General features: G+C 62.5%; 26 protein-coding genes. 14 read left to right on the forward strand and 12 right to left on the reverse strand.

Annotation, left to right across the window (positions count from 1 at the left end; genetic code table 11):
* Positions 1–73 precede the first annotated feature (73 nt).
* Together V7756_RS17545 and V7756_RS17550 are read left to right on the forward strand one after the other, a co-directional pair.
* On the forward strand, positions 74–406 hold the full coding sequence (locus tag V7756_RS17545; protein WP_442909023.1) for a multidrug transporter: 333 nt from the start codon (positions 74–76) through the stop codon (positions 404–406).
* Positions 407–495: 89 nt separating this feature from the next.
* Positions 496–2,304 (forward strand): Na/Pi cotransporter family protein, encoded by a 1,809-nt coding sequence (locus V7756_RS17550; protein WP_335611495.1) that lies wholly within the window; start codon positions 496–498, stop codon positions 2,302–2,304.
* A 114-nt stretch (positions 2,305–2,418) separates the two neighbouring features.
* Here V7756_RS17550 and fusA read toward each other — a convergent pair whose 3' ends face one another.
* The 7 genes from fusA to V7756_RS17585 all read right to left on the reverse strand — a co-directional run bounded on the left by fusA (position 2,419) and on the right by V7756_RS17585 (position 10,947).
* Complete coding sequence (gene fusA / locus V7756_RS17555) at positions 2,419–4,503, reverse strand: elongation factor G (RefSeq protein ID WP_335611496.1); 2,085 nt, start codon at positions 4,501–4,503, stop codon at positions 2,419–2,421.
* Positions 4,504–4,646: 143 nt separating this feature from the next.
* Positions 4,647–6,386 (reverse strand): gamma-glutamyltransferase, encoded by a 1,740-nt coding sequence (gene ggt / locus V7756_RS17560; RefSeq protein ID WP_335611497.1) that lies wholly within the window; start codon positions 6,384–6,386, stop codon positions 4,647–4,649.
* Positions 6,387–6,388: 2 nt separating this feature from the next.
* Positions 6,389–6,640, reverse strand: a complete 252-nt coding sequence (locus V7756_RS17565) for a YfhL family 4Fe-4S dicluster ferredoxin (protein ID WP_335611498.1) — start codon at positions 6,638–6,640, stop codon at positions 6,389–6,391.
* Between the two features lie 27 nt (positions 6,641–6,667).
* Positions 6,668–7,147: a pantetheine-phosphate adenylyltransferase gene (coaD, locus tag V7756_RS17570; protein WP_335611499.1), complete on the reverse strand. Its 480-nt coding sequence runs from the start codon at positions 7,145–7,147 to the stop codon at positions 6,668–6,670.
* Between the two features lie 136 nt (positions 7,148–7,283).
* Entirely contained in the window at positions 7,284–8,873 is a 1,590-nt protein-coding gene (locus V7756_RS17575; protein WP_335611500.1) for a GMC family oxidoreductase, read from the reverse strand.
* A gap of 27 nt (positions 8,874–8,900) precedes the next feature.
* Positions 8,901–9,440 carry a twin-arginine translocation pathway signal protein gene (locus tag V7756_RS17580; RefSeq protein ID WP_335611501.1) on the reverse strand — a complete coding sequence of 180 codons (540 nt, stop codon included), beginning with the start codon at positions 9,438–9,440 and terminating at the stop codon, positions 8,901–8,903.
* Between the two features lie 64 nt (positions 9,441–9,504).
* Positions 9,505–10,947, reverse strand: coding sequence for a coniferyl aldehyde dehydrogenase (locus V7756_RS17585; protein ID WP_335611502.1), 1,443 nt, complete (start codon positions 10,945–10,947; stop codon positions 9,505–9,507).
* Positions 10,948–11,112: 165 nt separating this feature from the next.
* Here V7756_RS17585 and V7756_RS17590 point away from each other — a divergent pair, with 165 nt between their 5' ends.
* Positions 11,113–11,787, forward strand: a complete 675-nt coding sequence (locus V7756_RS17590; RefSeq protein WP_335611503.1) for a TetR/AcrR family transcriptional regulator — start codon at positions 11,113–11,115, stop codon at positions 11,785–11,787.
* On the opposite strand, the gene V7756_RS17595 is transcribed toward V7756_RS17590, so the two are convergent.
* From V7756_RS17595 to V7756_RS17610, 4 genes are read right to left on the reverse strand one after another with little or no spacing between them, the layout of a single operon-like run.
* Complete coding sequence (locus tag V7756_RS17595) at positions 11,739–12,761, reverse strand: hydrolase (protein ID WP_335611519.1); 1,023 nt, start codon at positions 12,759–12,761, stop codon at positions 11,739–11,741. The two genes, V7756_RS17590 and V7756_RS17595, sit on opposite strands and share 49 nt — an antisense overlap.
* Positions 12,755–13,330 carry a 16S rRNA (guanine(966)-N(2))-methyltransferase RsmD gene (gene rsmD, locus V7756_RS17600; RefSeq protein WP_335611504.1) on the reverse strand — a complete coding sequence of 192 codons (576 nt, stop codon included), beginning with the start codon at positions 13,328–13,330 and terminating at the stop codon, positions 12,755–12,757. Before rsmD ends, V7756_RS17595 begins: the two co-directional genes overlap by 7 nt.
* A complete protein-coding gene (locus tag V7756_RS17605; RefSeq protein ID WP_335611505.1) occupies positions 13,327–14,892 on the reverse strand; it encodes a M16 family metallopeptidase in 1,566 nt (521 codons plus the stop codon). Before V7756_RS17605 ends, rsmD begins: the two co-directional genes overlap by 4 nt.
* Positions 14,889–16,259, reverse strand: coding sequence for a M16 family metallopeptidase (locus V7756_RS17610; protein WP_335611506.1), 1,371 nt, complete (start codon positions 16,257–16,259; stop codon positions 14,889–14,891). Before V7756_RS17610 ends, V7756_RS17605 begins: the two co-directional genes overlap by 4 nt.
* Before the next feature lie 171 nt (positions 16,260–16,430).
* Here V7756_RS17610 and ftsY point away from each other — a divergent pair, with 171 nt between their 5' ends.
* The 5 genes from ftsY to V7756_RS17635 all read left to right on the forward strand — a co-directional run bounded on the left by ftsY (position 16,431) and on the right by V7756_RS17635 (position 21,099).
* On the forward strand, positions 16,431–17,630 hold the full coding sequence (gene ftsY, locus V7756_RS17615) for a signal recognition particle-docking protein FtsY (protein WP_335611507.1): 1,200 nt from the start codon (positions 16,431–16,433) through the stop codon (positions 17,628–17,630).
* 36 nt (positions 17,631–17,666) lie between these two features.
* Complete coding sequence (gene ftsE, locus V7756_RS17620) at positions 17,667–18,329, forward strand: cell division ATP-binding protein FtsE (protein ID WP_335611508.1); 663 nt, start codon at positions 17,667–17,669, stop codon at positions 18,327–18,329.
* 2 nt (positions 18,330–18,331) lie between these two features.
* Complete coding sequence (ftsX, locus tag V7756_RS17625) at positions 18,332–19,330, forward strand: permease-like cell division protein FtsX (protein ID WP_335611509.1); 999 nt, start codon at positions 18,332–18,334, stop codon at positions 19,328–19,330.
* A gap of 158 nt (positions 19,331–19,488) precedes the next feature.
* Complete coding sequence (gene rpoH, locus V7756_RS17630) at positions 19,489–20,352, forward strand: RNA polymerase sigma factor RpoH (protein ID WP_335611510.1); 864 nt, start codon at positions 19,489–19,491, stop codon at positions 20,350–20,352.
* 132 nt (positions 20,353–20,484) lie between these two features.
* Positions 20,485–21,099 carry a hypothetical protein gene (locus V7756_RS17635; protein ID WP_335611511.1) on the forward strand — a complete coding sequence of 205 codons (615 nt, stop codon included), beginning with the start codon at positions 20,485–20,487 and terminating at the stop codon, positions 21,097–21,099.
* A gap of 19 nt (positions 21,100–21,118) precedes the next feature.
* Here V7756_RS17635 and mtgA read toward each other — a convergent pair whose 3' ends face one another.
* Entirely contained in the window at positions 21,119–21,874 is a 756-nt protein-coding gene (gene mtgA / locus V7756_RS17640) for a monofunctional biosynthetic peptidoglycan transglycosylase (protein WP_335611512.1), read from the reverse strand.
* Between the two features lie 50 nt (positions 21,875–21,924).
* On the opposite strand from mtgA, the gene V7756_RS17645 reads away from it, so the two are divergent.
* From V7756_RS17645 to V7756_RS17670, 6 genes are all read left to right on the forward strand, one after another.
* Positions 21,925–22,299 carry a DUF423 domain-containing protein gene (locus tag V7756_RS17645; protein ID WP_335611513.1) on the forward strand — a complete coding sequence of 125 codons (375 nt, stop codon included), beginning with the start codon at positions 21,925–21,927 and terminating at the stop codon, positions 22,297–22,299.
* A gap of 114 nt (positions 22,300–22,413) precedes the next feature.
* Positions 22,414–22,614, forward strand: a complete 201-nt coding sequence (thiS, locus tag V7756_RS17650; RefSeq protein WP_335611514.1) for a sulfur carrier protein ThiS — start codon at positions 22,414–22,416, stop codon at positions 22,612–22,614.
* A 20-nt stretch (positions 22,615–22,634) separates the two neighbouring features.
* Complete coding sequence (locus tag V7756_RS17655) at positions 22,635–23,426, forward strand: thiazole synthase (protein ID WP_335611515.1); 792 nt, start codon at positions 22,635–22,637, stop codon at positions 23,424–23,426.
* A gap of 96 nt (positions 23,427–23,522) precedes the next feature.
* Complete coding sequence (trmB, locus tag V7756_RS17660; protein ID WP_335611520.1) at positions 23,523–24,251, forward strand: tRNA (guanosine(46)-N7)-methyltransferase TrmB; 729 nt, start codon at positions 23,523–23,525, stop codon at positions 24,249–24,251.
* 375 nt (positions 24,252–24,626) lie between these two features.
* A complete protein-coding gene (locus V7756_RS17665; RefSeq protein WP_335611516.1) occupies positions 24,627–24,944 on the forward strand; it encodes a transcriptional regulator in 318 nt (105 codons plus the stop codon).
* Entirely contained in the window at positions 24,944–26,266 is a 1,323-nt protein-coding gene (locus V7756_RS17670) for a HipA domain-containing protein (RefSeq protein ID WP_335611517.1), read from the forward strand. Before V7756_RS17665 ends, V7756_RS17670 begins: the two co-directional genes overlap by 1 nt.
* Positions 26,267–26,408: the final 142 nt, after the last annotated feature.

The raw sequence follows: 26,408 nt of genomic DNA on the forward strand, positions 1-26,408 counted from the left end.
ATACCAGCGATCCACGGGATAACGGGTCGTGTAACAAGATCAACGCCTTTCGGGCCACAACCAGGGATTCAATATGCGCCTGTTACGTCAAACTACCGCTTTAGCCGCCGGCCTGCTGATGAGTGTCAGCGTCATGGCTGCTGATGATTACAACTCCTACAAGGAAGACAAGCCTGGCTACCTGGCCATGGTCGGGGATCTGGTTATTGCCCGCCCCCTGCTGCTGGCCGTGACCGCTGTGGGCGCCGCTGCTTTTGTGGTGAGCCTGCCGTTTTCCGCTGCTGGCGGTAATATCGGCGAGGCGGGCCGCGAACTGGTGGTTCGCCCCGGTGCCGAGACCTTTGTCCGTTGCCTGGGCTGCTCCCGTGCCGGCTACGGCCGCAAGCAGCAGGACGAGAACCTCTAGGTTCCCTTGCGCGAGCGCCAGTCCATGGTGGATCGCGCCGCACTCTGGCAATGCCGCTGCAGTCTGTCTGACCGGATAGGCTAGCGGCCATGCCTGCGGGTCGCTCGTTATCGCTGCGGCTTGTAAAGCTCCAGCCAGCCTGGTTGATCGCCGCGCTGGCTGGTTTCGTATTGCTGTTTTTTGGCAATAGCGCCCTTTCCCTGCTGCTTGCCGGCGTCGCGCTGTTCATTCTGGGCATGCGCTATCTTGAAAGCGGTTTCCGTGCCTTTACGGGTGGCGCACTTGAGCGTTGGCTCGCAGCCTGCACCAACAGGTTGTGGAAGAGCCTGCTGTTTGGCGGTGTGACCACTGCGCTGGTGCAATCCAGCTCCTTGATTACTCTGCTCGGTATCGCTTTTCTCAGCGCCGGGCTGATCAGCCTGACTGCCGGCATCGGCATCGTGTTTGGCGCCAACCTGGGCACGACGACCGGCGCCTGGTTGATTGCGCTCGTCGGGCTGAAGGTCGACCTCTCGCAGATTGCCATGCCAATGCTGGTGTTGGGCGTGATCCTTGAGCGCACCAAGGCGGCCAGCTGGCGAGGCTGGGGGCAGGTGTTGCTCGGTATCGGCCTGCTGTTTCTGGGCATAGATCAGATGAAGCTGGGCTTTACCGGCATGGATGCGGGGCTGGATTTGTCTGCTTATGCCGTCAGCGGTTGGCAAGGTTTGCTGTTCTACGCTGCGCTGGGCACGCTGGCGACGGTGCTGATGCAGTCCAGCCACGCGACGCTGATGATCACCCTGACGGCTCTGGCCAGCGGCCAGCTGGGCTATACCGCTGCACTAGCGCTGGCGGTGGGCGCCAACCTGGGAACCACGGTGACGGCATTGATAGCGGCTTTCTCGGCTAACAACGCGGGCAGGCAACTGGCTGCTGCGCATATTGCGTTCAATCTGGTGACCGCCATTGTCGCCCTGGCAATACTGCCGTCCCTGGCGTTACTGGTCGATACGCTCGCTGGCTGGCTGGGGATCGGTGAGCAGGCGCTGACGCTCAAGCTGGCGCTGTTTCATACACTTTTCAATCTGCTCGGCTTGGTGCTGATGTTGCCGTGCATCCCCCTGCTGGTGCGCCTGTTGCAGCGCTGGCTACCGGTTGAGTGCGAGCCGGATCAGGAGCTTGCTCTGCAGCCGCGCTCGCGGGCACTGTACCTCAATGATGCAGCGCTCGTGCACGCCGATACCGCGTTGCGAGTGCTGCAGCAGGAGCTGGCGCACCTGGCCAGTTTGAGCCACAGGGTGATTGCGGCAGCGCTGTATCTGCCGGCCGAGTTTGCCCGCGACATGGCGGCTAGTCAGAACCTTGATCACCGTCTGTCGATACCGCCTCTGGCCGCGCGTGAAGATGCCGATGCGCTGTACCACCAGCACATCAAAGGCGTGTATGCCGACATTATCGCTTTCCGCAGTCGTCTGGATTGCGAACTGCTGCCTGCACAACAACAGCAGCTGATGGATGACATGCTGTCAGCGCGGGATCTGGTGGAGGCGGTCAAGGCTGCCAAGCATTTGCAGGATAATCTGCGCAAACACATCGATAGCCAGCGGCCCGCGCTGCGTGAGGGGTACCGGCAGTTGCGCGAGCAGGGGCGTGCAACGCTTTCGCTGTTGGCCCGCAGCAGCGCGGACGCCGGTGTGCCAGGTGAGCGATGGTCGGCCGAGCTGGCGCAGGAGCTGCAGATGTTTCGTGCCGGGTTCGAGCGTCGGTTGCATGAGCAGCTACGCAGCCAGGAGCTGGACGGTTGGCAAGCAACATCTCTTTTGAACGACCTTAACTACCTGATGGAAATTGGTAACCACCTGCGCGCTGCGCACGCCATGATCTATACCCGCGCAGCGCTGCGGGCCGCCGAATAGTCCTGACAGCTCGCCTGGAGGCCCGAATCCAGGGCAATAAAAAACGCCCGCTGCGTGAGCAGCGGGCGTTTCGTTGAAACGGCAGCAGGGCCGTTTCGAGGCAGCCAATAATACTTACTTGGCGGCTTTCTTCTCTTTCTCTTTCGCGATCACAGCTTCGGCAACGTTGGCCGGGCATGGAGAGTAGTGCGAGAACTCCATGGAGAACTGGCCACGACCCGAGGTCATGGTACGCAGGGTGCTGATGTAGCCGAACATTTCTGCCAGCGGTACATCAGCCTTGATGCGGACGCCAGTTACACCGGCTTCCTGGCCTGCGATCATGCCGCGACGACGGTTCAGGTCGCCGATAACGTCACCAACGTGGTCTTCAGGAGTGAACACGTCAACCTTCATGATCGGCTCCAGCAGCTGCGGGCCGGCCTTCGGCATGGACTGACGGAACGCACCCTTGGCCGCGATTTCGAACGCGATGGCCGAGGAGTCAACGGCGTGGTAGCCACCGTCGGTCAGTTCGAAGGAAACGTCCAGAACCGGGAAGCCAGCCAGCGGGCCAGTGCCCATCAGAGAGGCGAAGCCCTTCTCGATGGCCGGGAAGTATTCCTTCGGAACGTTACCGCCAACAACGCTGGACTTGAAGGTGAAGCCGGAGTTCGGCTCGCCGGGACGGATGACGTAGTCGATCTTACCGTACTGACCGGAACCACCAGACTGCTTCTTGTGGGTGTAGCTGTCGGCGATTTCGCGAGTGATGGTTTCGCGGTAGGCAACCTGCGGCTGACCAACAACCAGTTCAACGCCGTAGGTACGCTTGAGGATGTCGACCTTGATGTCCAGGTGCAGCTCGCCCATGCCCTTGAGGATGGTTTCGCCGGAATCCGGATCGGTTTCAACGCGGAAGGTCGGATCTTCTGCAACCATCTTGCCGATCGCGATACCCATTTTCTCGGTGGAGCCCTTGTCTTTCGGCTCAACGGAGATGGAAATTACCGGCTCGGGGAAGACCATCGCTTCCAGGGTGCACTCGTTGTTCGGGTCGCACAGGGTGTGACCGGTCTGAACGTTCTTCATGCCGACGATGGCGATGATGTCACCGGCCTGTGCGCTGGTCAGTTCGTTACGCTCGTTAGCCTGCATTTCTACCATGCGGCCGACGCGCTCGGTCTTGCCGGTGAAGGAGTTCAGGATGGTGTCACCCTTGGCCAGCTTACCGGAGTAGATGCGGCAGAAGGTCAGGGCGCCGAAACGGTCGTCCATGATCTTGAACGCCAGGGCGCGGAAGGGCTCGTCCGGAGACACGATGGCGAACTTGCCGGTCGGGTTGCCTTCTTCGTCGGTCAGCGGCTGCGGGTTGACCTCAGTCGGGGACGGCAGGTAATCAACAACGGCGTCGAGAACCAGCTGCATGCCCTTGTTCTTGAACGCGGAGCCGCAGTAGGTCGGGAAGAATGCCAGATCGCGGGTACCCAGGCGGATGCAGCGCTTGATGTCGTCGATGGCCGGCTCTTCGCCTTCCATGTAGGCCATCATCAGGTCGTCGTCCATTTCCACGGCAGTTTCGATCAGTTGCTCGCGGTACATTTCGACGTCGTCGACCATGTCGGCCGGGACTTCCTGGATGCTGTAGTTTTCCGGAATGCCGGTGTCGTCCCAGACGTAAGCCTGGCGGGTCAGCAGGTCAACCACGCCAGTGAAGGTGTCTTCGCGGCCGATTGGCAGGGTCATGATCAGCGGCTTGGCGCCCAGTACGTTCTTGACCTGCTCGGTTACGCGCAGGAAGTCGGCACCGATACGGTCCAGCTTGTTGACGAAGATCAGACGGGAAACTTTGGAGTCGTTCGCGTAGCGCCAGTTGGTTTCGGACTGGGGCTCAACGCCGCCGGAACCACAGAATACGCCGATACCGCCGTCGAGAACCTTCAGCGAGCGATACACTTCTACGGTGAAGTCAACGTGGCCGGGGGTGTCGATGACGTTGAAGCGGTGGCCTTTCCAGAAGCAGCTGACAGCAGCGGACTGAATGGTAATACCGCGCTCGGCTTCCTGTTCCATGAAGTCGGTAGTGGATTCGCCTTCATGCACCTCACCCAGCTTGTGGATGCGGCCGGTGAGCTTGAGGATACGCTCGGTGGTGGTAGTTTTGCCGGCATCAACGTGGGCGAAGATACCAATATTTCGGTAAAGGGATAGGTCGGTCATGGCACTCTCTGATAAGCCGGGTGGAAAAACAGGCGGCCAATATACAGGAATCAGAGAAGAATCTCTCGGCTTTTACGATGAAATGGTGTTAAAGGCTCGGTAATGCCGGCCTTGGCGGCAAGTGGTCACTTCATCTGGCCACCTCAGTCTGCGGTAGCGCCTTGTTGCGTATGCGCTTTTGCCGCCGTTGCGTTGCCAACGCGAGCCTCACCGATTCCGCGCGGGTCGCTGGCCGCGGTGAGCTTGTTGTTGCTTTTGTCCCAGGCCACGGCCTGCATGTTGCCGTAATCGCGGCCAACCGGTTCGATGCGATGCCCCATGGCCTCAAGCGCGCTTTGCTGTTCGGTGCTGAAGGCGCCAGCTTCTACCTGAATGTGATCCGGCAGATATTGGTGGTGAAAGCGCGGACGGCTGACCCAGCGCTCGACGGGTTCGCCCTGCATGGCTTCCAGCGACCCCAGCAGCACCATGGTGATGATGCGACTGCCGCCAGGTGTGCCGAGGATCGCCAGTTGCTGGTCGTTTTCCAGCATGGTCGGAGTCATGCTGGACAGCGGCCGCTTGCCGGGGGCGATGGCATTGGCTTCGCTGCCGGCCAGGCCGTAGGCGTTGACGCCCGCGGGGTCGGCGGCAAAATCGTCCATTTCGTTGTTCAGCAACACCCCGGTGCCGGGCACGGTGAAGGCAGCGCCGAAGGGCAGGTTGACGCTGAGTGTGGCGGCCACCGCATTGCCCTGGGCGTCGATCAGCGAGAAATGCGTGGTGTGATTGCCCTCGACGAAGTCGATCAGCGGGCCCAGCTCGCTGCTGCGGGTGGCGTGCTCAGGGTCGATGCTGGCGGCCAGTTTGTTCGCGTAGTCCGCCGAGGTCAGCTGCTTGACCGGCACTGCGACAAAGTCGTTGTCACCCAGCATGGCGGCGCGGTCACGGTAGGTGCGGCGCATCAGCTCGACCAGTTGATGGGTTTGCTGCACTGAACTGGGCTGCGCGCGGGGCAGCGTATCCAGGCCCTGGAGTATCCCGGCCAGGGCGATACCGCCAGCCGAGGGCAGCGGCGCGCTGATCACCTCAAAGCCATTGGCCGTAAAGCGAATGGGCGAGCGTTCGATAACCTTGTAGTCATCCAGATCAGCCTGCTGCCAGATGCCGCCGGCGCTCCGCACACCGGCCACCAGCAGCTCGCCGACCTTGCCTTTATAGAAGCCATCGCGGCCGTCGGCGGCCATGGCGCGCAGGGTAGCGGCCAGTTCCGGCTGTTTGATCAGGGTGCCGACGGCGGGCAACCGGCTGTCGCGCAGAAAAATGCGGTCGGTTTCCGGGTAGCGATTCATCACTTCCAGGCGATAGCCAGCCAGGGTGCGGTAGTGCTCGCTGATGGCAAAGCCGTTCTCGGCCGCGGCAATGGCCGGCGCCAGCGTCTTGGCCAGGGGCAGCTTGCCGTAGTGTTCGGCCAGATGCGCCAGTGCTGCCGGGACGCCGGGAATGCCGGCGGCCATCGGACCGTTGATGGCCGGGTCGCGCTGCACCACGCCATCGCTGTCGCGGTAGAGGTCGCGGTTGGCGCTCAGGGGTGCCGTTTCGCGGGCGTCGATAAAGCGGTAGGGCTGATCGCGGTTGCCGGGTTGGCGCAGCAGAAAGAAGCCGCCGCCGCCCAGGCCCGAGCTATAGGGCTCGACCACCGCCAGGGTGGAGGCGACAGCGACAGCAGCGTCAAAGGCGTTGCCGCCCTGCTCGAGTATGCTGTGCCCCGCGGCGGTGGCGATGGGGTGCGCGCTGGCGACGGCCTGCTGACCAGGGCCGTCGGCGGCATGCAGCGGGGTAGCAAACACCAGGCCAGCCAGACTGAGGGTGATCAGAAAGTGCCTGTTGCGCCGCTTGCCCATGGTCACGCCTCGCCGGTAAGGATCTTGTACTTGTCCATCAGCTCTTCCTTGCTTTCGACGTGCTCCGGATCAAGCGGGATGCAGTCGACAGGGCAGACCTGCTGGCATTGGGGTTCGTCAAAGTGACCTACGCACTCGGTGCACAGGTTGGGGTCGATCACGTAGATCTCTTCGCCCTGAGAGATGGCCTCGTTGGGGCACTCCGGTTCGCAGACATCGCAGTTGATGCAGTCGTCGGTGATGATCAGTGACATGGTTCAGTGGCTCCGCGGCGCATGGGCTCAGCTATGGTAGCGCTTGAGCAGAGCGGCATTCACGTCAGGATGTACGAACTTGGTCACGTCGCCACCCAGCGCTGCAATTTCGCGCACCAGCGTAGAAGAAATGTAGGAGTAGTGCTCGGACGGGGTGAGGAACAGGCTCTCCACGTCGGGCGCCAGCACCCGGTTCATATTCGCCAGCTGAAACTCGTACTCGAAGTCGGATACTGCGCGCAGGCCGCGCAGCAGCACATTGGCGTTCACATCCTTGACGAAATGCGCCAGCAAGGATGAGAAACCGACTACCTCCACGTTGGGCAGGTGCGCCAGGACCGTTTTTGCCATCTCGACGCGCTGCTCCAGCGTGAACGCGGGGTTCTTCTTGGAGCTGGCCGCGACGGCGACGACGACGCGATCGAACAGGCGCGCGGCGCGCTCAACCAGATCTGTGTGTCCTTTGGTGATGGGGTCGAAGGTGCCGGGGTAGAGTACGGTGTTCATCGTTGGCTGGGTCCTGCGGGCTATGCGGGTGAGAGGCAGATGGTAGCCCAATGACCGCCGAAAACCCAGCCGCGCAGGCGCGCGCCGGGCATTTTCTCAACAACCAGCCCCGCACCGTCGGGGCGGGGCTGCAACCTCAGCTCAACTCGCTGGCCAGCCCGGTGGCCAGTTTGGCAACTATGCCGTAGACCGATAGCTGCGGATTGGCGCCGATACTGGTGGGGAATAGCGAGCCGTCCAGGATCGAGAGGTTTTCCAACTGGTGGTGCCGGCCACGGCTGTCGACCACCGCCTGGGTCGGATCTTCGCCCATGGCGCAACCGCCCATGACGTGCGCACTGGCCAGGCGCACATCATGAATACGGTAGCTGAGCTCGGCCACCTGTTGCTTGAAGTCGGCCCAACTGCTGCTATGCCGGCCGTGCACGTGGGTCGGCATGACGGTTTTCGCGCCGGCGGCAAACTGGATCTCGCCCATGCTCAGATAGGCGCGGCGCGCGCTTTCCCACAGATAGTCGTTCAGCGGGTAGTCCAGCACCGGGTCGCCATTGTCACGCAGGGCTACTGCGCCGCCCTGGCTTTGCTCATGGAAACCGTCGCGCATCAGCGCCAGCATCAGGTTGCTGTGCGACAGGCCGTTCATGCGCTGCAGGCTTTCCTGCCCCAGACCGCCCATCATGGCGGACATAAGGCTCGGCTGCATGGGTGGCACTTCCAGCTTGTAGCCCATCGGGCCTGTGGTGCCTTGATCCCACTGGAAATGGTCGGAGTAGACCGACTGGGGCGCGCCGTAAAAGCCGTTTATCGGGCGATCATAGCTCGCCAGCGTCATGTTGACCGGGTGCAAGAACGTGCGCTTGCCCAATCGGCCGTGGGGATCAGGAGCCTTGGAGCGCAGCAGCAGAGCGGGGCTGTTGATACCGCCACCGGCCAGCACTACGTGCGTGGCACGCAGGCGCAGGATGGCGCCGGTCGCTGCGGTCAGCGTTGAGTTCATGGCGCGACAGCGCACTTCACTGATGCGTTCGCCCTCGAATACCAGGCTTTCGGCGCGCGCGCTGTGAACCAGGGTCGCGCCTTGCTCCAGTGCCGCCGGGATGGTGGTGACCAGCATCGACTGTTTGGCGTTGGCCGGGCAGCCGCTGCCGCAATAGCCCAGGTTCCAGCAGCCCTTCACGTTGCGTGGAATGATCTTCCAGTGATAACCAAGTTTCTCGCAGCCCGTGCGAATGATTTCGTTGTTGGCATTCGGGGGTATCGCCCAGGGCGCCACATTGAGGCGTTCTTCCATGCGCGCAAACCAGGGCGCCATGCTCTGGCTGTCCAGGTTCTTGACGTCATGCTCGCTGGCCCAGTGCGCCAGCGTCTGGTCCGGGGTGCGAAAGCTGCTGGTCCAGTTCACCGTGGTGGTGCCGCCCACCGTGCGGCCCTGCAGTATGCCAATGCCGCCGTCAGCAGTGCCGCGTGCGGCACCTTCCTGGTACAAATCCGCGTAGGCCTTGGCCTCGTCGTTCTTGAAGTCGCTGGAGGTTTTCAGCGAGCCTTCTTCCACCAGCAGCACCTTGAGACCGCTCTGGGCGAGAATTTCAGCGCTGGTGCCACCACCGGCGCCGGTGCCGATGATGATGACGTCGGCTTCGAGTGTGGTATCGGTCGCCAGCTCGGCGGCATCAATCACTTGCCAGCCGCGGGCGACGCCCTGCAGAAAAATATCGGGTACAGGCATGTTAGCTCCGTGAAAGCAGATCCGGGGTCAGATGACGGGTGGGCCGGGATAACCGGTAGTCGCCCAGGATTGCGGCAGCGCATACCAGGACATCAGCAGCAACTGGCTGAGGGTCTTGTGACCCTGACGCAACATATCGAAGCGGCTATCGCGCCAGCGCAACATGAAAGCGTGCAACTGTTCCGGGCTGGCCTTGGCCAGATCGCCCCATACGCCGGTCAACGGGCCGCGGGTCAGCGGCATGCTGAGCATGCCGAGCAGATCCAGTACCGCCTTCTGCACAAAGGGCGAGGTGCGTTCCAGCGTCCAGTCCAGTTGGGCGATGGCCTTGTCGATGACACCAGGGTTTTCGGTAAAGGCCGGATGCGGGCCCACCACTACCGGATAGAGCGCCGCCAGCATGGGTAGATCGGACTCACGCAGTACTTTGAAGTTGGCCGCCGAGCGCTCGGAGGTGCAGCCGGTGAGGCTGGCGGTCAGGCCCACCGTGCTCAGCGCGATGCTGGCGCCAAGGCCCAGCTTGAGCAGGTTACGCCGTCCCAGTTCGGGGTTCAGATTAGGGTCCATACAATCAGGCTCGTATTTTTGTTATGGCCGCAGGCACCAGGGCCTGCGGATCTGCATAGTGCGTTCAGCGGATGAAAAGTTTGTACACCATATTCAGCAGCTTGCCACCGTAGGGCGGATAGATTGGCCGCGAGCCATTGAAGCGCTGCTTGATATACACGCCCTTGGCTTTGCTCAGGGCGAGAAAGCCTTCATGACCGTGATAGTGCCCCATGCCGGAGGGGCCAATGCCGCCGAAGGGCATGTCGTCCTGCGCCACATGGAAGATGGTGTCGTTGATGCACATGCCGCCAGCGTGGGTCTGCTCCATCATGCGTTGCTGCTCGGCCTTGTCGTAGCCGAAGTAGTAGAGCGCCAGCGGGCGTGGGCGATCAGCAATATAATCCAGCGCTTCGTTCAGGCTGTCGTAGGGGACGATCGGCAGCAGCGGGCCGAAGATCTCGTCCTGCATCAGCGTCATCTCGTCGCTGGTGTCCAGTACCAGCGTAGGTGGCAGGATGCGCGTGCCGCTGAGATCCTCGTTGGCCGGATTGATCGGCAGCAGCCGGGCGCCCTTTTCCTCGGCATCGCGCAGGTAGCCCTGCAAGCGCAGATACTGGCGCGGATTGACCACCTGGGTGTAGTCAGGATTGTTGCGCAGCGTAGGGTACATCTTGCTCAATTGCGTGTTGAGCGCCTCGACCAGGCCATCGACCCGCTCGCGCGGGCAGAGAATGTAATCGGGTGCCACGCAGGTCTGGCCGGCGTTCATCGCCTTGCCGAAGGCGATGCGCTCGGCGGCATCCGCCAGCGGTACGTCGGCCGAGATGATGGCCGGCGATTTGCCACCCAGCTCCAGCGTGACCGGTGTCAGGTTGTCTGCAGCGGCGCGCATCACGTGCCGGCCGATGCTGGTGGCGCCGGTGAACAGCAGATGATCAAAGGCCATTTGCGAGAAAGCCACACCCACCTCGGCTTCGCCGGTAACCACCGCGACCTGATTCTCGTGGAACACCTCGGCCAGCACGCGGCCGAGCAGCTCGGCGGTTTCCGGCGTCGATTCGCTCATCTTGATCAGCGCGCGGTTGCCCGCAGCGATGGCTGTCACCAAGGGGCCGATGGCCAGAAACAAGGGGTAGTTCCAGGGCACTATGATGCCGACCACGCCCAGCGGCTGATAAATTACCTGCGCCTTGCCAGGCTGAAAGGCCACGCCGACCTTGCGCTTGGAGGGTTTCATCCAGCGGCGAATGTGCTTGCAGGCGTATTTGATGCCTTCCAGCGAGGGCAGGATTTCGGCCAGGCGGGTTTCATCGGCGGAGCGCCGACCGAAGTCGGCGTTGATGGCGGCGATCAGCGCTTCCTGGTGTTTGATCAGGGCGGCCTTGAGCTCACCGAGTTGGCGGATGCGGCTGTCGGCATCCGGCATGGGCGCGGCCCGGAAGGCAGCGCGCTGCTGCGCGAACAGGTCGTGCATGCGGTTGATCGAGTGCTGCTGGTCCTGCATGTAGGCGATATCGGCTACCATGGGTGACTCCGCAATAGGGCCGCCTTGAAGGCCGGCTCTTGTTGTTGGTTTGAACACGAGCCGGCGCAGGTTCTTCGCTGTTACGTCGGCGTCTTTAAACAAGTCAGGTATTTTTAGAGTATTTGCTCTAAAGTGTCAATTCATTCATCCGACCGGCTATCAGATATGAAAACCCGCGACCGTATCCTTCAGGCCAGCCTGCAACTGTTCAACGAGCAGGGCGAGCGCGCCGTTACCACCAACCATATCGCTGCGCACCTGGGCATGTCGCCGGGCAATCTGTACTACCACTTTCGCAACAAGCAGCAGATCATCGCCGAGCTGGTGGTGCAGTACGAGACCGAGGTCGAGGCGTATCTGCAGGTGCCGCAAGGCCGCGCAATGACTCTGGAGGACAAGGCCAGATACCTCGAATCGATCAGCCAGGGATTGTGGCAGTATCGCTTTCTGCTGCGGGATCTGGAGCACCTGGTCTCCGCTGACCCGGAGATGGCCGAGCGCTACCGACAGTTTTCCCGCCGCTGCCTGCAGAGCGGACAGGCGATTTACCGAGGGGCGGTAGATGCCGGCATCCTCTGTGCCAAGCGCACCAATCCGGAGGTGCTGGCGCTCAACTCCTGGCTGCTGATGAACAGTTGGGTGAGTTTTCTCTGCACTACGGTGGTGGACACGCAGCAGCCGGAGCTGACGCCGGCCATGCTGCGCCGTGGCGTATACCAGGTATTGGCACAGGAGCTGGGGTTGTTGACCGATGAGGCACGGCCGGCAGTTGAGGCCTTGCTGGCCGAGTATTACCTGCCGCTCGATGGGGTGAGCCTGCAGCCGGCTTCCGCCATCTGAGCACTCAGCCACTGCGGAATGCGCCGCTCCAGATAGTAGCGCGGCCGCCAGAGTGGCCCTTCGACAAAACCGACATGGCCGCCGCGCTGGTGCAACTCGAACTCGGTGCTGGGTGACAGCTCGCTCAGTTCGGGCAGGCTGTGCGGGTAGACGAAGGGATCGTCCTGCGCCTGGATGATCAGCGTCGGCACTCTGATACCACTGAGAAAGAAGCGGCTGCTGCAACGCTGGTAATAATCCTGAGCGCTGGCAAAGCCGTGCAGCGGCGCGGTAATGCGGCCATCAAAATCCCAGAAGCTGTCCATGCCGGCGAGCGATCCCAGGGCATCCAGCCGGGCATACTCGGCATCCGGACCCTGATGCTGAAGCAAACGCTTCTTGTTGCTCACGTAAGCCAGCATGTCGCGCATGAAGCGGCTTTGATAAACCCGGGAAAAGCCCACCTGCAGCCGGTCGGCGCACTGGTCCAGACGGAAGGGCACCGAGACTGCCACCGCCGCGCGCAGCGGCGCGTTGGCGCCAGACTCACCCAGGTACTTCAACAGCACATTGCCGCCGAGCGAATAACCCACTGCCAGCAGCGGCCTGTCGGGATGCCGGCTACGCACATGCGCTATGACCTCGGCCAGGTCGTCGCTGGCGCCCGAGTGGTAGGCGCGGGCGCTGTGATTCGGCTCGCCCGAACAGCCACGCCAGTTGACGGCCACGCTATGCCAGCCAAGTGCCGCCAGCGCGCGTTGTTGGCCAAGCATGTACAGCGAGCTGGAGCTGCCGGTGAGCCCGTGCAGCAAGATCACCAGCGGGCTGCGCGCTGCAGCGCTGCCGTGCCAGTCCAGATCCAGATAGTCGCCATCGCTCAGCGTCATGCGTGTGCGCTGTCGCTGCAAGGATGGCGGTCTGCGCAGCAGCGGGCTGAACAGCGTCTGCAGGTGTCCGCCCGCGAGCCAGCGCGTCGGGCGGAAGGCGCTCATGATTGTCGCCGCCAGAGGCTGTACCAGACCTGCCCGGCGCGCTTGTCGCGGTGCAGTTGCCAGTTGGCCGGTAGCGTCAGGCGGCCGGGTGCTAGTTCGCTTTCCACGTAAACCAGAGCCTCGGCGGCAAGCCAGTCGTGCTCCTCCAGCGCCGTGCAGGCAGGCTCCAGCAGGCCCTGATGGAAGGGCGGATCGAGAAACACGATGTCGTAGGCTTCGGCCGGCGGCGTGCCGAGCAACGCCAGGCCGTTTTCCTGGCGTACTTCGGCGTGGCTGCAGCCGAGTGTCGCCAGGTGGCCGCGCAAGGTGGTGACCACGTCGCGATTCAGGTCCACCGCCAGCGCCCAGGCGGCGCCGCGCGACAGCGCCTCAAGCGTGAGTGCACCGCTGCCGGTGAAGGGGTCGAGGCAGCGTGCGCCCTGAATGTCACTGCTGAGCCAGTTGAACAGGGTTTCCCGCACGCGATCGGGCGTCGGCCGCAGGCCGGGCTGCTCGGTAAAGCTGAAGCGCCGGCTGCGCCACTCGCCAGCAATGATGCGCAGCTGGCCGACTTTCGCCTTGGCGGGTTTCATGGCGTGGTCTCCGTGGGTTGTGGCGCGGCGGTGCCGTGCGCATTTTCCTCGCTGCCCTGGCTTTCAGCTTCAGGCTCAGGCCCAGCCGGCGGGCCCACGGTAATGGTCACCCGCTGCGCCGGGTCCAGATGTCTGGCGAAGGCGGCTTTGATCTGCTCGGCGGTTACCGCCTGTATCTGATCCATGAACAGCTGCATGTGATTGAGCGGCAGCTGGTAGAAGCCAATTGCCGCCAGCTGACTGACAATCGCGTGATTGCTCGCGGTGCTGAGCGGAAACTCACCCAGAATCTGCTGTTTGGCGCGCGCCAGCTCGGCGTCGGTCGGCCCTTCGGCGATGAATGTGTCGAGCGTGCTGTTCACCACCTCCAGCGCCAGCGATGTCTGGTCGCTGCGCGTCTGCAGATTGATGCTGAAGGGCCCTGGTGCCTGCATGGGCGTGAAGCCGCTGCTGACCGAATAGGACAAGCCGCGCTTCTCGCGCACCTGCTCCATGAGCCTTGAACCGAAGCCCGAACCGCCAAGAATCTGGTTGCCCAGATAAAGCGCGGCGTAATCGGGGTCGCCCCGTTCGATACCTTGCTGGCCGACGATCACCTGCGTCTGCTCGCTGTTGAAGTCGATCTGCGTATGGCTTGCTGCTACGGGTGCGGGAGACGGCGTGGCCTCCGCCGCCGGCCCCTGCGGCAGCGCATCGGCCAGATGCTGTGCCAGCTGTTCCGCGCGCTCGCGGCTGATCGCGCCCACCAGGGCGATTACCGCATTGCCGGAGCTGTAGTAGCGCTGATGAAAGCCTTGCAGGTCGGCGCGAGTGATCGCCTTGAGACTGTCGATCTGCCCGTCGGGCAGGCTGCCATAGGGATGCTCGGGGTAAAGCGTGGACCAGAAGGCCTCGCTGGCCAATGCGCCAGGGCGCTGGAGACGGTACTGCAGGCCCGCCAGCATTTGCTGGCGCACACGAGCAACAGCGGCGGGTGGAAAGTCCGGCTCTGCCAGTACCTGGGCAAACAGCGCCAGCGCCGGCTCCAGCTTGTCGCTGGCGGTCAGACTGCGCAGCGTAAGCAGGCCCATATCGCGGTAGGCGCCATTGCCGAACTGGGCGCCGAGGCGCTCAAAACCGCTGGCAATGTCGTCGGCACTCAGGCGCTTGGTTCCTTCGTTGAGCAGCGCATTGGTGAGCATGGCCAGGCCCGGCTGCTCAGCATCGCGGCTGGCACCGGCAGCGAACAGGAGCTGCACATCGAGCATTGGCAGCTCGTCGGCACGCATGTAGTAGACGCGAGTGCCCTGGCTGGTAGTCCAGTGCTGCAGATCGAGACCGCGCCGCGCAGGCGGCGTGTCCAGGTCCAGCTGCTCCAGCGATTCCAGGGCCGGCAGGGGCGAGCCAAAGACCTCTTCGGCGATATCCGGCTCGTTGCTGGCTGCCGGCGAATCGGCCACGGGCGCCGTTTCGAGGGGCGGCGCCGGCTCGGGCGACTTGTTCAGCAACACGGCGATCATCAGACCGAGGGCAGCCAAAGCCAGCAGCCAGCGCAGCAGGGATAGCGGCTTGATCGACTTCATGGCTGAGCCTCCTTGTTGGCCAGGGGTAACACAGTGGTGCGGGTCAGGCGCTCGCGTACCAGATAGCGGCGGGCGACTTCACTGACCTGTTCCGGGGTAATGGCTTGCAGGGCCTCGACATCCTGGTCGATCAGCTCCCAGGAGAGCCCGGCGCTTTCCAGCGCGCCAATGCGGTTGGCCTGGTTATTGATGTCATCCTGTGCAAACACCAGACCGGCAACCAGCTGAGCCTGCACGCGCTCCAGCTCGGCGGCGCTGGGTGGCGTCTGCTTGATCAGGTCGATCTGTTTCCAGATAGCGGTTTCCAACTGATCGAGACTGACCTCGCGGGACAGATTGGGGATGCCGCTGACGATGAACAGGCTGTCGCCGCGGGTGAAGGGGTCGTAGTCGGCCCCCACGCTGGTCGCAATGCTGTTGCCGCGTTCCAGGTTGCTCGCCAGCCGTGCGCTGTGACCGCCGTCCAGCACCGCGTTGAGCAGCCGCAGCGCATGCACCTCCCAGGGCGCCGGGCTGGTGCCCAGACTGGGCACATTGAAACCCAGCAGCAGACTGGGCAGCTGCACATCCAGGTGCTGCACCAGGCTGCGCTCGCCACCGCCCGGCAGCTCCAGCGGAGTGCGGATGGGCAGCGGGGTGCGTGTCGGCACTGCGCCGAAGTAGCGCTCAACCAGCGGCTTGACCGTCTCTGGATAAACGTCGCCGACGATCACCAGGGTGGCATTGGCGGGCATGTAGTGGGCGCGGTACCAGGCGCGCAGATCCTCGATCTGCATGCGGTCCAGATCATGCATCCAGCCGATAACCGGTTGGCTGTAGGGGCTGGCCATGTAGGCCTGGGTCAGGAAGCGTTCGTAGGCCAGGCCATTGGGGTTGTCGTCCACGCGCATGCGGCGCTCTTCCTTGATGACTTCGATTTCCTTGAGGAACTCGTCTTCCGGCAATGCCAGTTGATGCATGCGTTCGGCTTCCAGCTCCAGCGCCACAGCCAGTTGATCGCGGCTGAGGGTCTGGTAGTAAGCCGTGTAGTCGCGCGACGTCATGGCATTCTCGCTGGCGCCCAGGCTGCCCAGCAGGCGCGAGGCCTGGCCCGGCTCGAGATTCTTGCTGCCCTTGAACATCATGTGTTCCAGCGCGTGCGACAGTCCGGTCTGACCCGGTGGCTCGTCGCTGCTGCCAACCTTGTACCAGACCTGGGAAACCACGATTGGCGCGCGGTGGTCTTCGCGGATAATGACCTTCAAGCCGTTGTCCAGCGTATAGGTATGGGTGGGTTGCCGTGGGGAAGGCGGCGAGGCCGACTCATCGGCCGTGGCTGCCAACGGCAGCAGAGAAAAGGCAAAACATACAAAGATCAGCCGCAACATGCATTGGATCCTGTGAAGCAGAGTGGTGGGCGACGGCGTGGCGTGATCTGGTAGGCAGACTGCGGCTCGCCGTTGCCCGGGAGTCATACCGCCGATGGCGGAAGTGGGGTAGGATAACCCAACCTTCAATATGGCGAAGCATTCGCCGTCAGACTCAGATAGTGACCCTTCATGTTTGGTTCAAAAGACAAGCCCGAAAGCCCCGAAAACAAAGCCGTTGAACCTGCCGCCAAGGCAGAGAAGAAAGGCCTGTTCGGTTGGGCGCGCCGCAAGGAAGCGCCCGACACGCCGGCCGCCGACAAAGACGCACCGGCCCCGATGAGCCAGCAGCTCGACAGCGTTGAAGCCCGCGAACAGGCCGCGCGCGAAGCTGCTGCCTCCTTGTTCGCCGAACTGGGCCAGAGCGCCGCCGAACCGGTCAGCGAGCCGGCGCCGGTCAGCGAAGAGCCCAAGGGCTTCTTCTCGCGGATGAAGCAGGGCCTGTCCAAAACCAGCGCCAACCTTGGCGAAGGCATGGCCAACCTGTTTCTTGGCGAGAAGGAAATCGACGACGAGCTGCTGGAAGAAATGGAAACCCGCCTGCTGATGGCGGACGTGGGTATCGAGGCCACCACCCTGATCATGGAAAGCCTGCAGGACCGCGTCAGTCGCCGTCAGGTCTCCAGCCGCAAGGCGTTGTACCGCGCCTTGCAGGGCGAGCTGGAAGCACTGCTCAGCCATGTGGCCAAGCCGCTGCAGATCGACGGTAGCAAGAAGCCCTATGTGATTCTGGTGGTCGGCGTGAACGGTGTGGGCAAGACCACCACCATCGGCAAACTGGCCAAGCGGCTGCAGGGCGAGGGCAAGCAGGTCATGCTGGCGGCCGGCGATACCTTCCGCGCCGCTGCCGTGGAGCAGTTGCAGGTGTGGGGCGAGCGCAACGAAATCAGCGTGGTAGCCCAGCACACCGGCGCCGACTCCGCCTCGGTGATCTTCGACGCGCTGCAGGCGGCCAAGTCGCGCGGCGCCGATGTGCTGATTGCCGATACCGCTGGCCGCTTGCACAACAAGGATCACCTGATGGATGAGCTGGCCAAGGTCAAGCGGGTGATGGCCAAGCTCGATGTCGAGGCGCCGCACGAGGTACTGCTGGTGCTGGATGCCGGTACCGGGCAGAACGCCATTTCGCAGACCAAGCTGTTCGATCAGGCAGTTGGCCTGACCGGTCTTGCGCTGACCAAGCTCGATGGCACCGCCAAGGGCGGTGTCATCTTTGCCCTGGCCAAGCAATTTGGTTTGCCTATCCGTTATATCGGCGTGGGCGAGCAGATAGACGATCTGCGCCCCTTTACCGCCCCCGAGTTTGTCGAGGCGCTCTTTGGCAACAAGTAACCGCTTCGGCAGACACCCGGCTGGAATGCATTCCCGATGATTCGCTTCGATCAGGTCAGCAAACGTTACCCTAACGGCCACCAGGGGCTGGACCGGCTCGACTTCCATATTCGAACCGGCGAGATGGTGTTCATCACCGGGCATTCCGGCGCCGGCAAGAGCACCCTGCTCAAGCTGATCATGTGCATGGAGCGGCCCACCTCGGGCGCCGTGCACGTGGGTGGCCAGAACCTGCAGGACCTGAGCAGCGACGACATCCCCTACCTGCGTCGCCAGGTCGGCGTGGTATTCCAGAATCACCAGCTGCTGTTTGATCGCACCGTGTTCGACAACGTCGCCCTGCCGCTGATCATCAACGGTACCCCGGCGGACGAAGTAGGCCGCCGCGTGCGCGCCGCGCTCGACAAGGTCGGGCTGCTGAGCAAGGAAGCGAGCTACCCGATTGCGCTCTCCGGTGGTGAGCAGCAGCGTGTGGGCATTGCCCGCGCCGTGGTGCACAAACCGGCATTGCTGCTGGCCGATGAACCGACCGGTAACCTGGATCCGGCGCTCTCGGCGGAGATCATGGCGTTGTTCGAAGACTTCAACCGCGTGGGCGTGACCGTGCTCATCGCCAGCCACGACCTGCCGCTGATCGCCAAATTGGATCACCGCATGCTGACGCTGGATCAGGGTCGCCTGCTCACGGATGGGGACTGAGCATGGCTGCCGCTAAAGCTAACTCCGAAGCCAAACGCAAGGCGCCCAAGGGCGCCGCCCGCTCCGAGCGCAACTGGCGCCATCCGCTGCGCAGCTGGCTGGGCAGTCACCGTGCCAGCGCCCGGCAGGCGTTGCAACAGGTGGGTCGTTACCCCTTCAGCAGCGCGCTTACCATTCTGGTGATGACCATTGCCCTGGCGCTGCCCATGGGCCTCTCGGTGCTGATCAACCAGGTTGAACAACTGGGTGTGAACTGGCAGGAAGCGGCGCAGATATCGGTCTATCTCAAGGACGACGTCAGTGCCGAACGCCAGCAGGAGCAATTGGCCGCGATCAAGACGCTGTCCGGCGTGGCCAGCGCGCAACTACTCGACAAGGAGCTGGCGCTGGCGGAATTTCAGCAACACTCGGGTATGGGTGATGCGCTGCTGCAGCTGAGCTATAACCCCTTGCCCAGCGTGATCGTGGTCACGCCGGCCAGTATCGAAGGCGGCGCGGCCGCACTGGAGCCGCTGCGTGATCGGCTGGCGGCCGTAGATGGCGTGGACCAGGTGCAGATCGACCTGTTGTGGGTCGAGCGGTTGGCCTCCATTCTCGCCATGCTCGAGCGCTTTACCGGCGGACTCGGCCTGCTGTTGATCATTGCGCTGTTGCTGGTCATGGCCAATACCATCCGCCTGGCCATCGAAAGCCGCCGCGAAGAGATTCTGGTGGTCAAGCTGGTGGGCGGTACCGATGCCTTCGTGCGCCGGCCTTTCCTGTATATCGGCGTACTCTACGGTCTGCTGGCTGGCGTGCTGGCCTGGCTGCTGCTGGCCGCTGGCCTGGCGTGGCTTAACGTCACGGTGCAGCAGGTGGCCAGCCTGTATCAAAGCGATTTTGCGCTGATCGGCATGCCCTGGCGCGACGGCCTGACGCTGGTGTGCGGCGCCATGCTGCTGGGGCTGGTCGGTGCCTGGCTGGCGGTCGGGCAGCATGTGCGGGCGATAGAGCCTAGCTAGCGGCAAGCTACAAGCAGCTCGGAATTTTGGTTTGGTTTTGGTTTGTCTTGCAGCTTGCGGCTTGCCGCTTGAAGCTGGTCCGAGCCTGAACTTTAGTCTGCGTTCCCAGTCTTATTTTGCAGTGATACACTGGGCCGTCATTTTTTGGGAGTTCAAACATGAGCACTGCCTTGCAACCCATCAACAGTTTGGTGCCGGGTGCGAATCTTGAAGCCTATGTTCAGAACGTAAGCAGCATTCCGGTTCTCAGCGCTGAAGAAGAGCGGGAGCTGGCTGACCGTCTGTATTATCAGGAAGACCTGGAAGCTGCCCGTCAGCTGGTCATGTCGCACCTGCGTTTTGTTGTGCACATTGCGCGCAGCTACTCCGGCTATGGTCTGGCGCAGTCCGATCTGGTGCAGGAAGGCAACGTGGGTCTGATGAAGGCGGTCAAGCGTTTCAACCCGGAAATGGGTGTGCGTCTGGTGTCCTTCGCGGTGCACTGGATCCGCGCCGAGATTCACGAGTTTATTTTGCGCAACTGGCGCATCGTCAAGGTGGCCACCACCAAGGCGCAGCGCAAGCTGTTCTTCAACCTGCGTAGCGCCAAGAAGAAGCTGGCCTGGTTGTCGCAGGATGAAGTTGAAGCGGTAGCAGCCGATCTGGGTGTGGCCACGCGTGAAGTGCGCGAGATGGAAAGCCGCCTGTACGGTCAGGATCTGGGCTTTGATGGCGCCCAGGATGAAGACGAGGACGTCGCCTACGCGCCGGTGCACTACCTTGAAGACAAACGCTATGATCCGGCCACCCAGCTGGAGTCCGCTGATTGGTCTGACAGTTCCAGCAGCAGTCTGCTGACCGGGCTCGAAGCGCTGGATGAGCGCAGCCGCGATATTCTCTATCAGCGCTGGCTGGCCGAAGAAAAGGCCACCCTGCACGAGCTGGCGGCCAAGTACCAGGTCTCGGCCGAACGTATTCGTCAGCTGGAAAAGAACGCCATGAACAAGCTGAAGAAGAATCTGGAAACCGAGGTCGCGCTCTGAAGCGCAGATCACGGCAGAGGCAATCCAAGGGCATCCGCAGTGATGCCCTTTTTTATGTGTGCAGCGTTGTACCTGGGGTTTGTACGCAGGTTTTGTACAGAGAGTCATTTTGAATAATAAAAGGAGTGATGCATGACCCGCCAACAAGGGGTTCGTCTGGCCACGCTGCTGAGCGTGCTGATTCTCGGCTTCTTTGCTTTTGGTTTCTGGTTGTCCAAACCGCAGCAAGGCGAGCCCATGCAGTGGCGCGCCGCCTATGAAGAGAGTCTCTGGAAGCCGCTGCAGCGTCAGCAACTGACGCTGGCCGATGCCAGTGCGGCGCTGGGCCATGGCACCCTGTGGATGATCAGCTCCGAGGGTCAGCCGCTGCTGGTCAGCCGCTACACTCTGGAAAGTGATGACCTGAGCTGGCGCGCCCAGGCGGTGCTCAAACTGACCCCGCAGCAGCGCGACTCGCTGGTAGCGGCGCAGGCCTGGGAGCCGGGTTTGCCGGATCAGCCGATCAACTCCTCGGTGGCCGATGCCTTGCAGGATCAGCCGGTACTGCGCATGAGCCTGATTCCCTCCGAACCCTTGCCGCTGAGCGATGTGCAGAACACCCTGGGCAACCCCGAGTTACGCATGCCGGTAGGTGAAGAGGGCGAAGAAGCCTGGGTCTACCCACGCAGCGGCGCGGTGGTCGCTGTGGATGCCGAGCAGGCTTACTCCATCATGTTTGGCCTGCGTGAGGACCTGAAAGGGGAGTGAAAGCGGTGTCGGCTGCTGCTCAGATATCCAGACGGTTGCGCCAGTAGCGCAGGCCCAGCCACTCGGGCCAGTTGCGTCCGGCCTCCATCTCGTCGAGATAATGCCGACCGCCCAGTTGGCGCATCTGTCGCTCTATCCAGATGGCGCGACGCTGGGCGTGGGCCGGCGGCTGAGCGGCGTCCCACTTCAATGGGCTGGGTAATACCGCAGCCAATTGGCTGGCCTGGCGGTTGGACAGGTAGCTGGCGCCGATGTTGAAGTGGTGATGGGCGGCGGCTTCCACACCAAAGACGCCGCGGTCCCACTCGGCGATGTTCAGATACATCTCCAGAATCCGCTGTTTGGGCCAGAGCACCTCTATCCACAGCGTAAACCAGGCCTCCAGCCCCTTGCGCAGATAACTGCGACCGGACCAGAGGAACAGGTTCTTGGAGACCTGCTGGCTCAGGGTGCTGGCGCCGCGCAGATTGCCGCCCTGCATGTTATGTTCTACCGCCGCGCGGATGGCCCTGAAATCGAAGCCGTAGTGCTCGGCAAAGCGCTGGTCTTCGGCGGCAATGACCGCCATTTTCATGCTGTCGGAGATTTCGTCATAGGGGCGCCACTGGTAGGCGATCTGCAACGGCTGGTCGGCGCGTTTGGCGGCAATCCAGCGCTCGGCCATCAGCATGGAGCCCGGCGCCGGCGCCCAGCGCAGCACTATTACCGGCAGCAGGCTGAGCAGCGCGAGTATCAGCAGCCACTTGGCGGCTTTACGTACTATTTTCTTGATCATGTGAGTCCGAATGAGCGATTCGTTCGGAGTATAAACCGGAGGAATCTGTCATGGCCAAATGGCTGTTGTTGTTGGCGTCGTTCAGTGGCTTTACCGGCGTGGCGCTGGGTGCCTTTGCCGCGCACGGCTTGCGCAGCAAATTACCGGAAAATCTGCTCAACGCCTTTCAGACCGGGGTGCACTACCAACTCTGGCACAGCATGGCATTGATAGGCGTGGCGCTGTTGTTGCTGCGCTTTCCGGAGTCGAGCCTGTTCAAGGCGACCGGGGTACTCTTTGCCCTGGGTATTGTGTTGTTCTCCGGCAGCCTTTATCTGCTGGCGCTGAGCGGTGTGAGCAAACTGGGCATGATTACGCCCCTGGGCGGCGTGACCTGGCTGATTGCCTGGTTCTGCCTCGGGCTGGGCGTGTGGCGCGCGCTCTGAGGGCGCTGGCGTGGTCAGCCGGCGGCAAAGCGCGTTATCATAGCGCCCTGGCCCGCTGAGCAAGCGCGCGGCCAGGCGAATTTACCCCTTCACCCGGATACCCTCGAGTCGCGTATGCAGATCCACCTCAACGGCGAGCCCTATTCCCTTGAGCAGGCCATCAGTCTGAGTGAGTTGGTCGAGCAGCTGGGCCTGGCCGGCAAGCGCCTGGCCATCGAGCTGAATCTCGACATTGTGCCCCGCAGTCAGCACGCCGAGACGTTGCTGAGCGACGGCGACCGGGTTGAGATTGTCCACGCCATCGGCGGCGGCTAAACCGCGTACTGGAGACACAGATGACTGACTTTACCCAAGATGCGCTGGAAATTGCCGGCGTTCGCTACCGTTCCCGCCTTTTGGTGGGTACCGGCAAGTACAAGGACATGGACGAGACCGGCCGTGCGATTGAAGCCTCGGGCGCGGAAATCGTGACCGTGGCCATCCGCCGCACCAACATCGGCCAGAACCCGGACGAGCCCAATCTGCTGGATGTAGTGCCGCCGGACCGCTACACCATTTTGCCCAATACCGCCGGCTGCTATAACGCCGAGGAAGCGGTGCGCACCTGCCGTCTGGCGCGCGAGCTGCTCGATGGCCACAAACTGGTCAAGCTGGAAGTGCTGGCCGATCAGAAGACCCTGTTCCCCAACGTGGTAGAAACCCTCAAGGCCGCCGAAGTGCTGGTGAAAGACGGCTTCGACGTCATGGTTTACACCAGTGATGATCCCATCATCGCCCGCGAACTGGCGGCCATGGGCTGCGTGGCCGTCATGCCGCTGGCCGGCCTGATCGGTTCCGGCATGGGCATCTGCAACCCCTGGAACCTGCGCATCATCCTGGAAGAGGCGACCGTGCCGGTACTGGTCGACGCCGGTGTGGGTACTGCCTCCGATGCCGCCATCGCCATGGAGCTGGGCTGCGCCGGGGTATTGATGAACAGCGCCATTGCCCACGCCGACCAGCCGGTGCTCATGGCCCAGGCCATGCACCACGCCGTGCTGGCCGGCCGCGCCGCTTTCCTGGCTGGTCGCATGCCGCGCAGGCTCTACGCTACCGCGTCTTCGCCGCTGGACGGCACCATCCGCTAGTAGCAACCTGGCTATAGCGCCGCCGGCCCAGGCCGGTGGCGATGAACAATCACTTCCGAGCACGCCACTGCCGAGTACCCCATGTCCGATACCTCCATGCCCGACAACCCAGAGCTGCCAGAAAACGCTGAAACCGAGCCCACCTCGCCACCACGCCGCGCGATCCGCAGTTTTGTCATGCGTGCCGGACGGATGACCGAAGGGCAGCAGAAGGGCATCGACCAGGGCTGGCCAAAGTTTGGCCTCACGCTGGATCAGGGCATGCTCGATCTGGACGCCGTGTTCGGTCGTCAGGCCCCGCGCACCCTGGAGATCGGCTTTGGCATGGGCCAATCGCTGCTGGAAATGGCCCAGGCCGCGCCCGAGCAGGATTTTATCGGCATCGAAGTCCACCGCCCCGGCGTCGGCTCCCTGTTGAACGGCCTGGTCACCAGCGCAACCGGCAACGTGCGGGTGTTTGATTGCGACGCCATTGAAGTGCTCAAGCAGTGTATTCCCGACGGCAGCCTCGACCGCCTGCTGCTGTTCTTCCCCGACCCCTGGCACAAGAAGAAGCACAACAAGCGCCGCATCGTGCAACTCAGCTTTGCCGAACTGGTACGCAGCAAACTCAAGCCCGGCGGTGTGCTGCACATGGCCACCGACTGGGAGCACTACGCCGAACAGATGCTGGAAGTGATGAGCGCCGCGCCCGGTTACCGCAACCAGGCCGCCGACGGCACCTACATACCGCGCCCGGAAGAACGCCCGGTGACCAAGTTCGAGCGCCGTGGCGAGCGCTTGGGGCATGGGGTATGGGATCTGAAGTTCGAGAGAGTGGACTGATCAGCTTGATACGGCGCGCATTCGCGCGCCGATCTTCCCGGTAGTGCCGGTCTGCATGATGGCGCTGCCGCCCAGTCGCTCGCCGCTTTCGGCGGGGCGCTCCTTCCTTGCGTTTGCCAGCGTGGCTACTGGGCATCGCCGAGCTGTCAAATCCGTCAAACAGCATTTTATCCGCACGCGCGTGTGGATTATGAATGATAAGAGACATCCTGCTATGTAATCCTCGCGTTCGTGAGGATTTTCTTATTCCCCCTGCGCACTTTGTAATTATCCTCACGTTCATGCGGTTTTCTGTTATTTTGTCAGGACAGACGCGCTATTCCGCATGACCGCGAGGATTAGTTTAGGCTCCCGGTTGTCCAGAACGAGGTAACCATGAAATTCGACATTAGCTCCCCAGAGCAGATCGGCCCGCTTGTCCGCGCGAGCCGCAAGGCCATGCAACTGCGCCAGGACGATGCCGCAGGCAGCATTGGGGTATCCGAGAACTTCCTGGGCAAGGTCGAAAGAGGCGGTGAAACCGTACAGTGGGGCAAACTGTTCCAGGTCATGCAGGAGCTGGGCATGTCCCTCTCGGTTGAGGTGCCGGACCCCTTTGCGGAGGAGGTACGCGCGATTCTGGATGAGGCCAAGGCGAAGAGAGCACGCAGTGCTCGGCCCCATACTCCATTTGCCGACAGGGAGGCTGATTGATGGAGCGGTCCCTCGACGCCTGGATCAACCAGGCCCGCATTGGCACCCTGAGGGAGAACAACGGGCTTTGGGCCTTCCGCTACAGCGCGAACTGGCTGACTGATCCGGCAGCCTACCCGCTTTGCCCCCTGCTGCCATTGCAGGCTGAGGAGCACCGTGATGGCGCCAGCCATCGCCCGGTGCAGTGGTATTTCGACAACCTGCTACCGGAGGAGGGCCAGCGCACGTTGCTTGCCGCAGCAGCTGGGGTAACCATGGCCGACGCCTTTGCCTTGCTGCAGCATTTCGGCGCCGAGTCAGCCGGCTCCATCACCCTTCTGCCGCCGGGCGATGTACCGCCGCCAGGCCGCGTCCAGCCGTTGGCCGTCACGACCCTGTCGCAGCGCATTCAGTCGATGCCCGAGGTGCCGCTGGCCCAGCGCGCTGCCAAGCGCATGTCGCTGGCAGGTGCGCAGCACAAGATGGCGGTCATTTACCGTGACGGCCAACTGCTTGAACCGGTTGGCAGCGAGCCATCAACCCATATCCTCAAGCCGGATCACCCCGGCGCCGACTGGCGTCACTCGGTAATCAATGAATGGTTTGTCATGACGCTGGCCGCGCGCGTGGGTCTGCCGGTGCCGACGGTCGAGCGCCTCTATGTGCCCGAACCCATCTTTCTGATCGAGCGCTTTGACCGCGCCCTGGATGAAGCGAAAAGTGCAGAGCATTACGCTCGCTTGCACTGCATAGACGCCTGCCAGATGGATGGGTTGTCACGCGAGTTCAAATATACCGCCGGGAGTATTGAGCGCTTGGCCGACCTGGCGAACCGCTGCAAACCAGCCGCGCTGGCGAGGCTGCGTCTGTTTGAGTGGCTGGTGTTCAACGTCCTGGTGGGCAACGAAGATGCGCATCTGAAAAACATCAGCTTCCTGCTTACAGCCAAAGGTGTGCGTCTGGCGCCCTTCTACGACCTGCTGTGTACCGCCGTGTACGGCACCAAGGCCTGCAACAAGGACCGCTGGCCCGAGCAGGCCGAATTGGCCTGGCCAATCCTGGGCCGCCAAAGGTTGCCGCAGATAGATGCCGACTTGCTGATCCAGGCCGGCCAGGCCATGGGTATCAAGCCCGCCACGGCAAAGAGCGCCGTGCGAAAACTCGTTGATGCTCTGAGCTCCGCCGCACCGCTGTTGCTGGATGACGTGCTGGCAGAAAATACCCGGCTGGGGCGGTCCAGACCTGAGTTGAAGGCAACATTCGCGGGGGAGGTACGGCTGCTGCGAAGCATCAATGCCATTGTTATTCGCGAGATGTGCGCTCAGGTGGGGAGGGGGCTCTAAGATGCTGTCTGCTTGGATATGCCGATTGGCTGATTTCGGCCGATTCTGTTGAAAAAGTCGGATTTTCAGTTCGGCGGTGCTGAGGCACCGCAACCACCGGAGGACCTAATCACCACATTGAGTGGTTTCTCGGCCCTTCGTT

The organism is Halopseudomonas sp. (assembly GCF_036961105.1).
In the GTDB taxonomy this organism is placed as follows: Bacteria; Pseudomonadota; Gammaproteobacteria; order Pseudomonadales; family Pseudomonadaceae; genus Halopseudomonas.

Coding starts and splice junctions, on each gene's coding strand:
- trmB (WP_335611520.1), top strand. CDS start 23,523: ATGCCCGACAACCCAGAGCTGCCAGAAAACGCTGAAACCGAGCCCACC.
- V7756_RS17575 (WP_335611500.1), bottom strand. CDS start 8,873: ATGCCTGTACCCGATATTTTTCTGCAGGGCGTCGCCCGCGGCTGGCAA.
- V7756_RS17610 (WP_335611506.1), bottom strand. CDS start 16,259: ATGTTGCGGCTGATCTTTGTATGTTTTGCCTTTTCTCTGCTGCCGTTG.
- V7756_RS17605 (WP_335611505.1), bottom strand. CDS start 14,892: ATGAAGTCGATCAAGCCGCTATCCCTGCTGCGCTGGCTGCTGGCTTTG.
- fusA (WP_335611496.1), bottom strand. CDS start 4,503: ATGACCGACCTATCCCTTTACCGAAATATTGGTATCTTCGCCCACGTT.
- thiS (WP_335611514.1), top strand. CDS start 22,414: ATGCAGATCCACCTCAACGGCGAGCCCTATTCCCTTGAGCAGGCCATC.
- V7756_RS17655 (WP_335611515.1), top strand. CDS start 22,635: ATGACTGACTTTACCCAAGATGCGCTGGAAATTGCCGGCGTTCGCTAC.
- V7756_RS17590 (WP_335611503.1), top strand. CDS start 11,113: ATGAAAACCCGCGACCGTATCCTTCAGGCCAGCCTGCAACTGTTCAAC.
- ftsX (WP_335611509.1), top strand. CDS start 18,332: ATGGCTGCCGCTAAAGCTAACTCCGAAGCCAAACGCAAGGCGCCCAAG.
- V7756_RS17670 (WP_335611517.1), top strand. CDS start 24,944: ATGGAGCGGTCCCTCGACGCCTGGATCAACCAGGCCCGCATTGGCACC.
- V7756_RS17665 (WP_335611516.1), top strand. CDS start 24,627: ATGAAATTCGACATTAGCTCCCCAGAGCAGATCGGCCCGCTTGTCCGC.
- V7756_RS17565 (WP_335611498.1), bottom strand. CDS start 6,640: ATGTCACTGATCATCACCGACGACTGCATCAACTGCGATGTCTGCGAA.
- ftsY (WP_335611507.1), top strand. CDS start 16,431: ATGTTTGGTTCAAAAGACAAGCCCGAAAGCCCCGAAAACAAAGCCGTT.
- V7756_RS17585 (WP_335611502.1), bottom strand. CDS start 10,947: ATGGTAGCCGATATCGCCTACATGCAGGACCAGCAGCACTCGATCAAC.
- V7756_RS17545 (WP_442909023.1), top strand. CDS start 74: ATGCGCCTGTTACGTCAAACTACCGCTTTAGCCGCCGGCCTGCTGATG.
- V7756_RS17645 (WP_335611513.1), top strand. CDS start 21,925: ATGGCCAAATGGCTGTTGTTGTTGGCGTCGTTCAGTGGCTTTACCGGC.
- V7756_RS17580 (WP_335611501.1), bottom strand. CDS start 9,440: ATGGACCCTAATCTGAACCCCGAACTGGGACGGCGTAACCTGCTCAAG.
- V7756_RS17550 (WP_335611495.1), top strand. CDS start 496: ATGCCTGCGGGTCGCTCGTTATCGCTGCGGCTTGTAAAGCTCCAGCCA.
- ggt (WP_335611497.1), bottom strand. CDS start 6,386: ATGGGCAAGCGGCGCAACAGGCACTTTCTGATCACCCTCAGTCTGGCT.
- rpoH (WP_335611510.1), top strand. CDS start 19,489: ATGAGCACTGCCTTGCAACCCATCAACAGTTTGGTGCCGGGTGCGAAT.
- V7756_RS17635 (WP_335611511.1), top strand. CDS start 20,485: ATGACCCGCCAACAAGGGGTTCGTCTGGCCACGCTGCTGAGCGTGCTG.
- ftsE (WP_335611508.1), top strand. CDS start 17,667: ATGATTCGCTTCGATCAGGTCAGCAAACGTTACCCTAACGGCCACCAG.
- coaD (WP_335611499.1), bottom strand. CDS start 7,147: ATGAACACCGTACTCTACCCCGGCACCTTCGACCCCATCACCAAAGGA.
- mtgA (WP_335611512.1), bottom strand. CDS start 21,874: ATGATCAAGAAAATAGTACGTAAAGCCGCCAAGTGGCTGCTGATACTC.
- rsmD (WP_335611504.1), bottom strand. CDS start 13,330: ATGAAACCCGCCAAGGCGAAAGTCGGCCAGCTGCGCATCATTGCTGGC.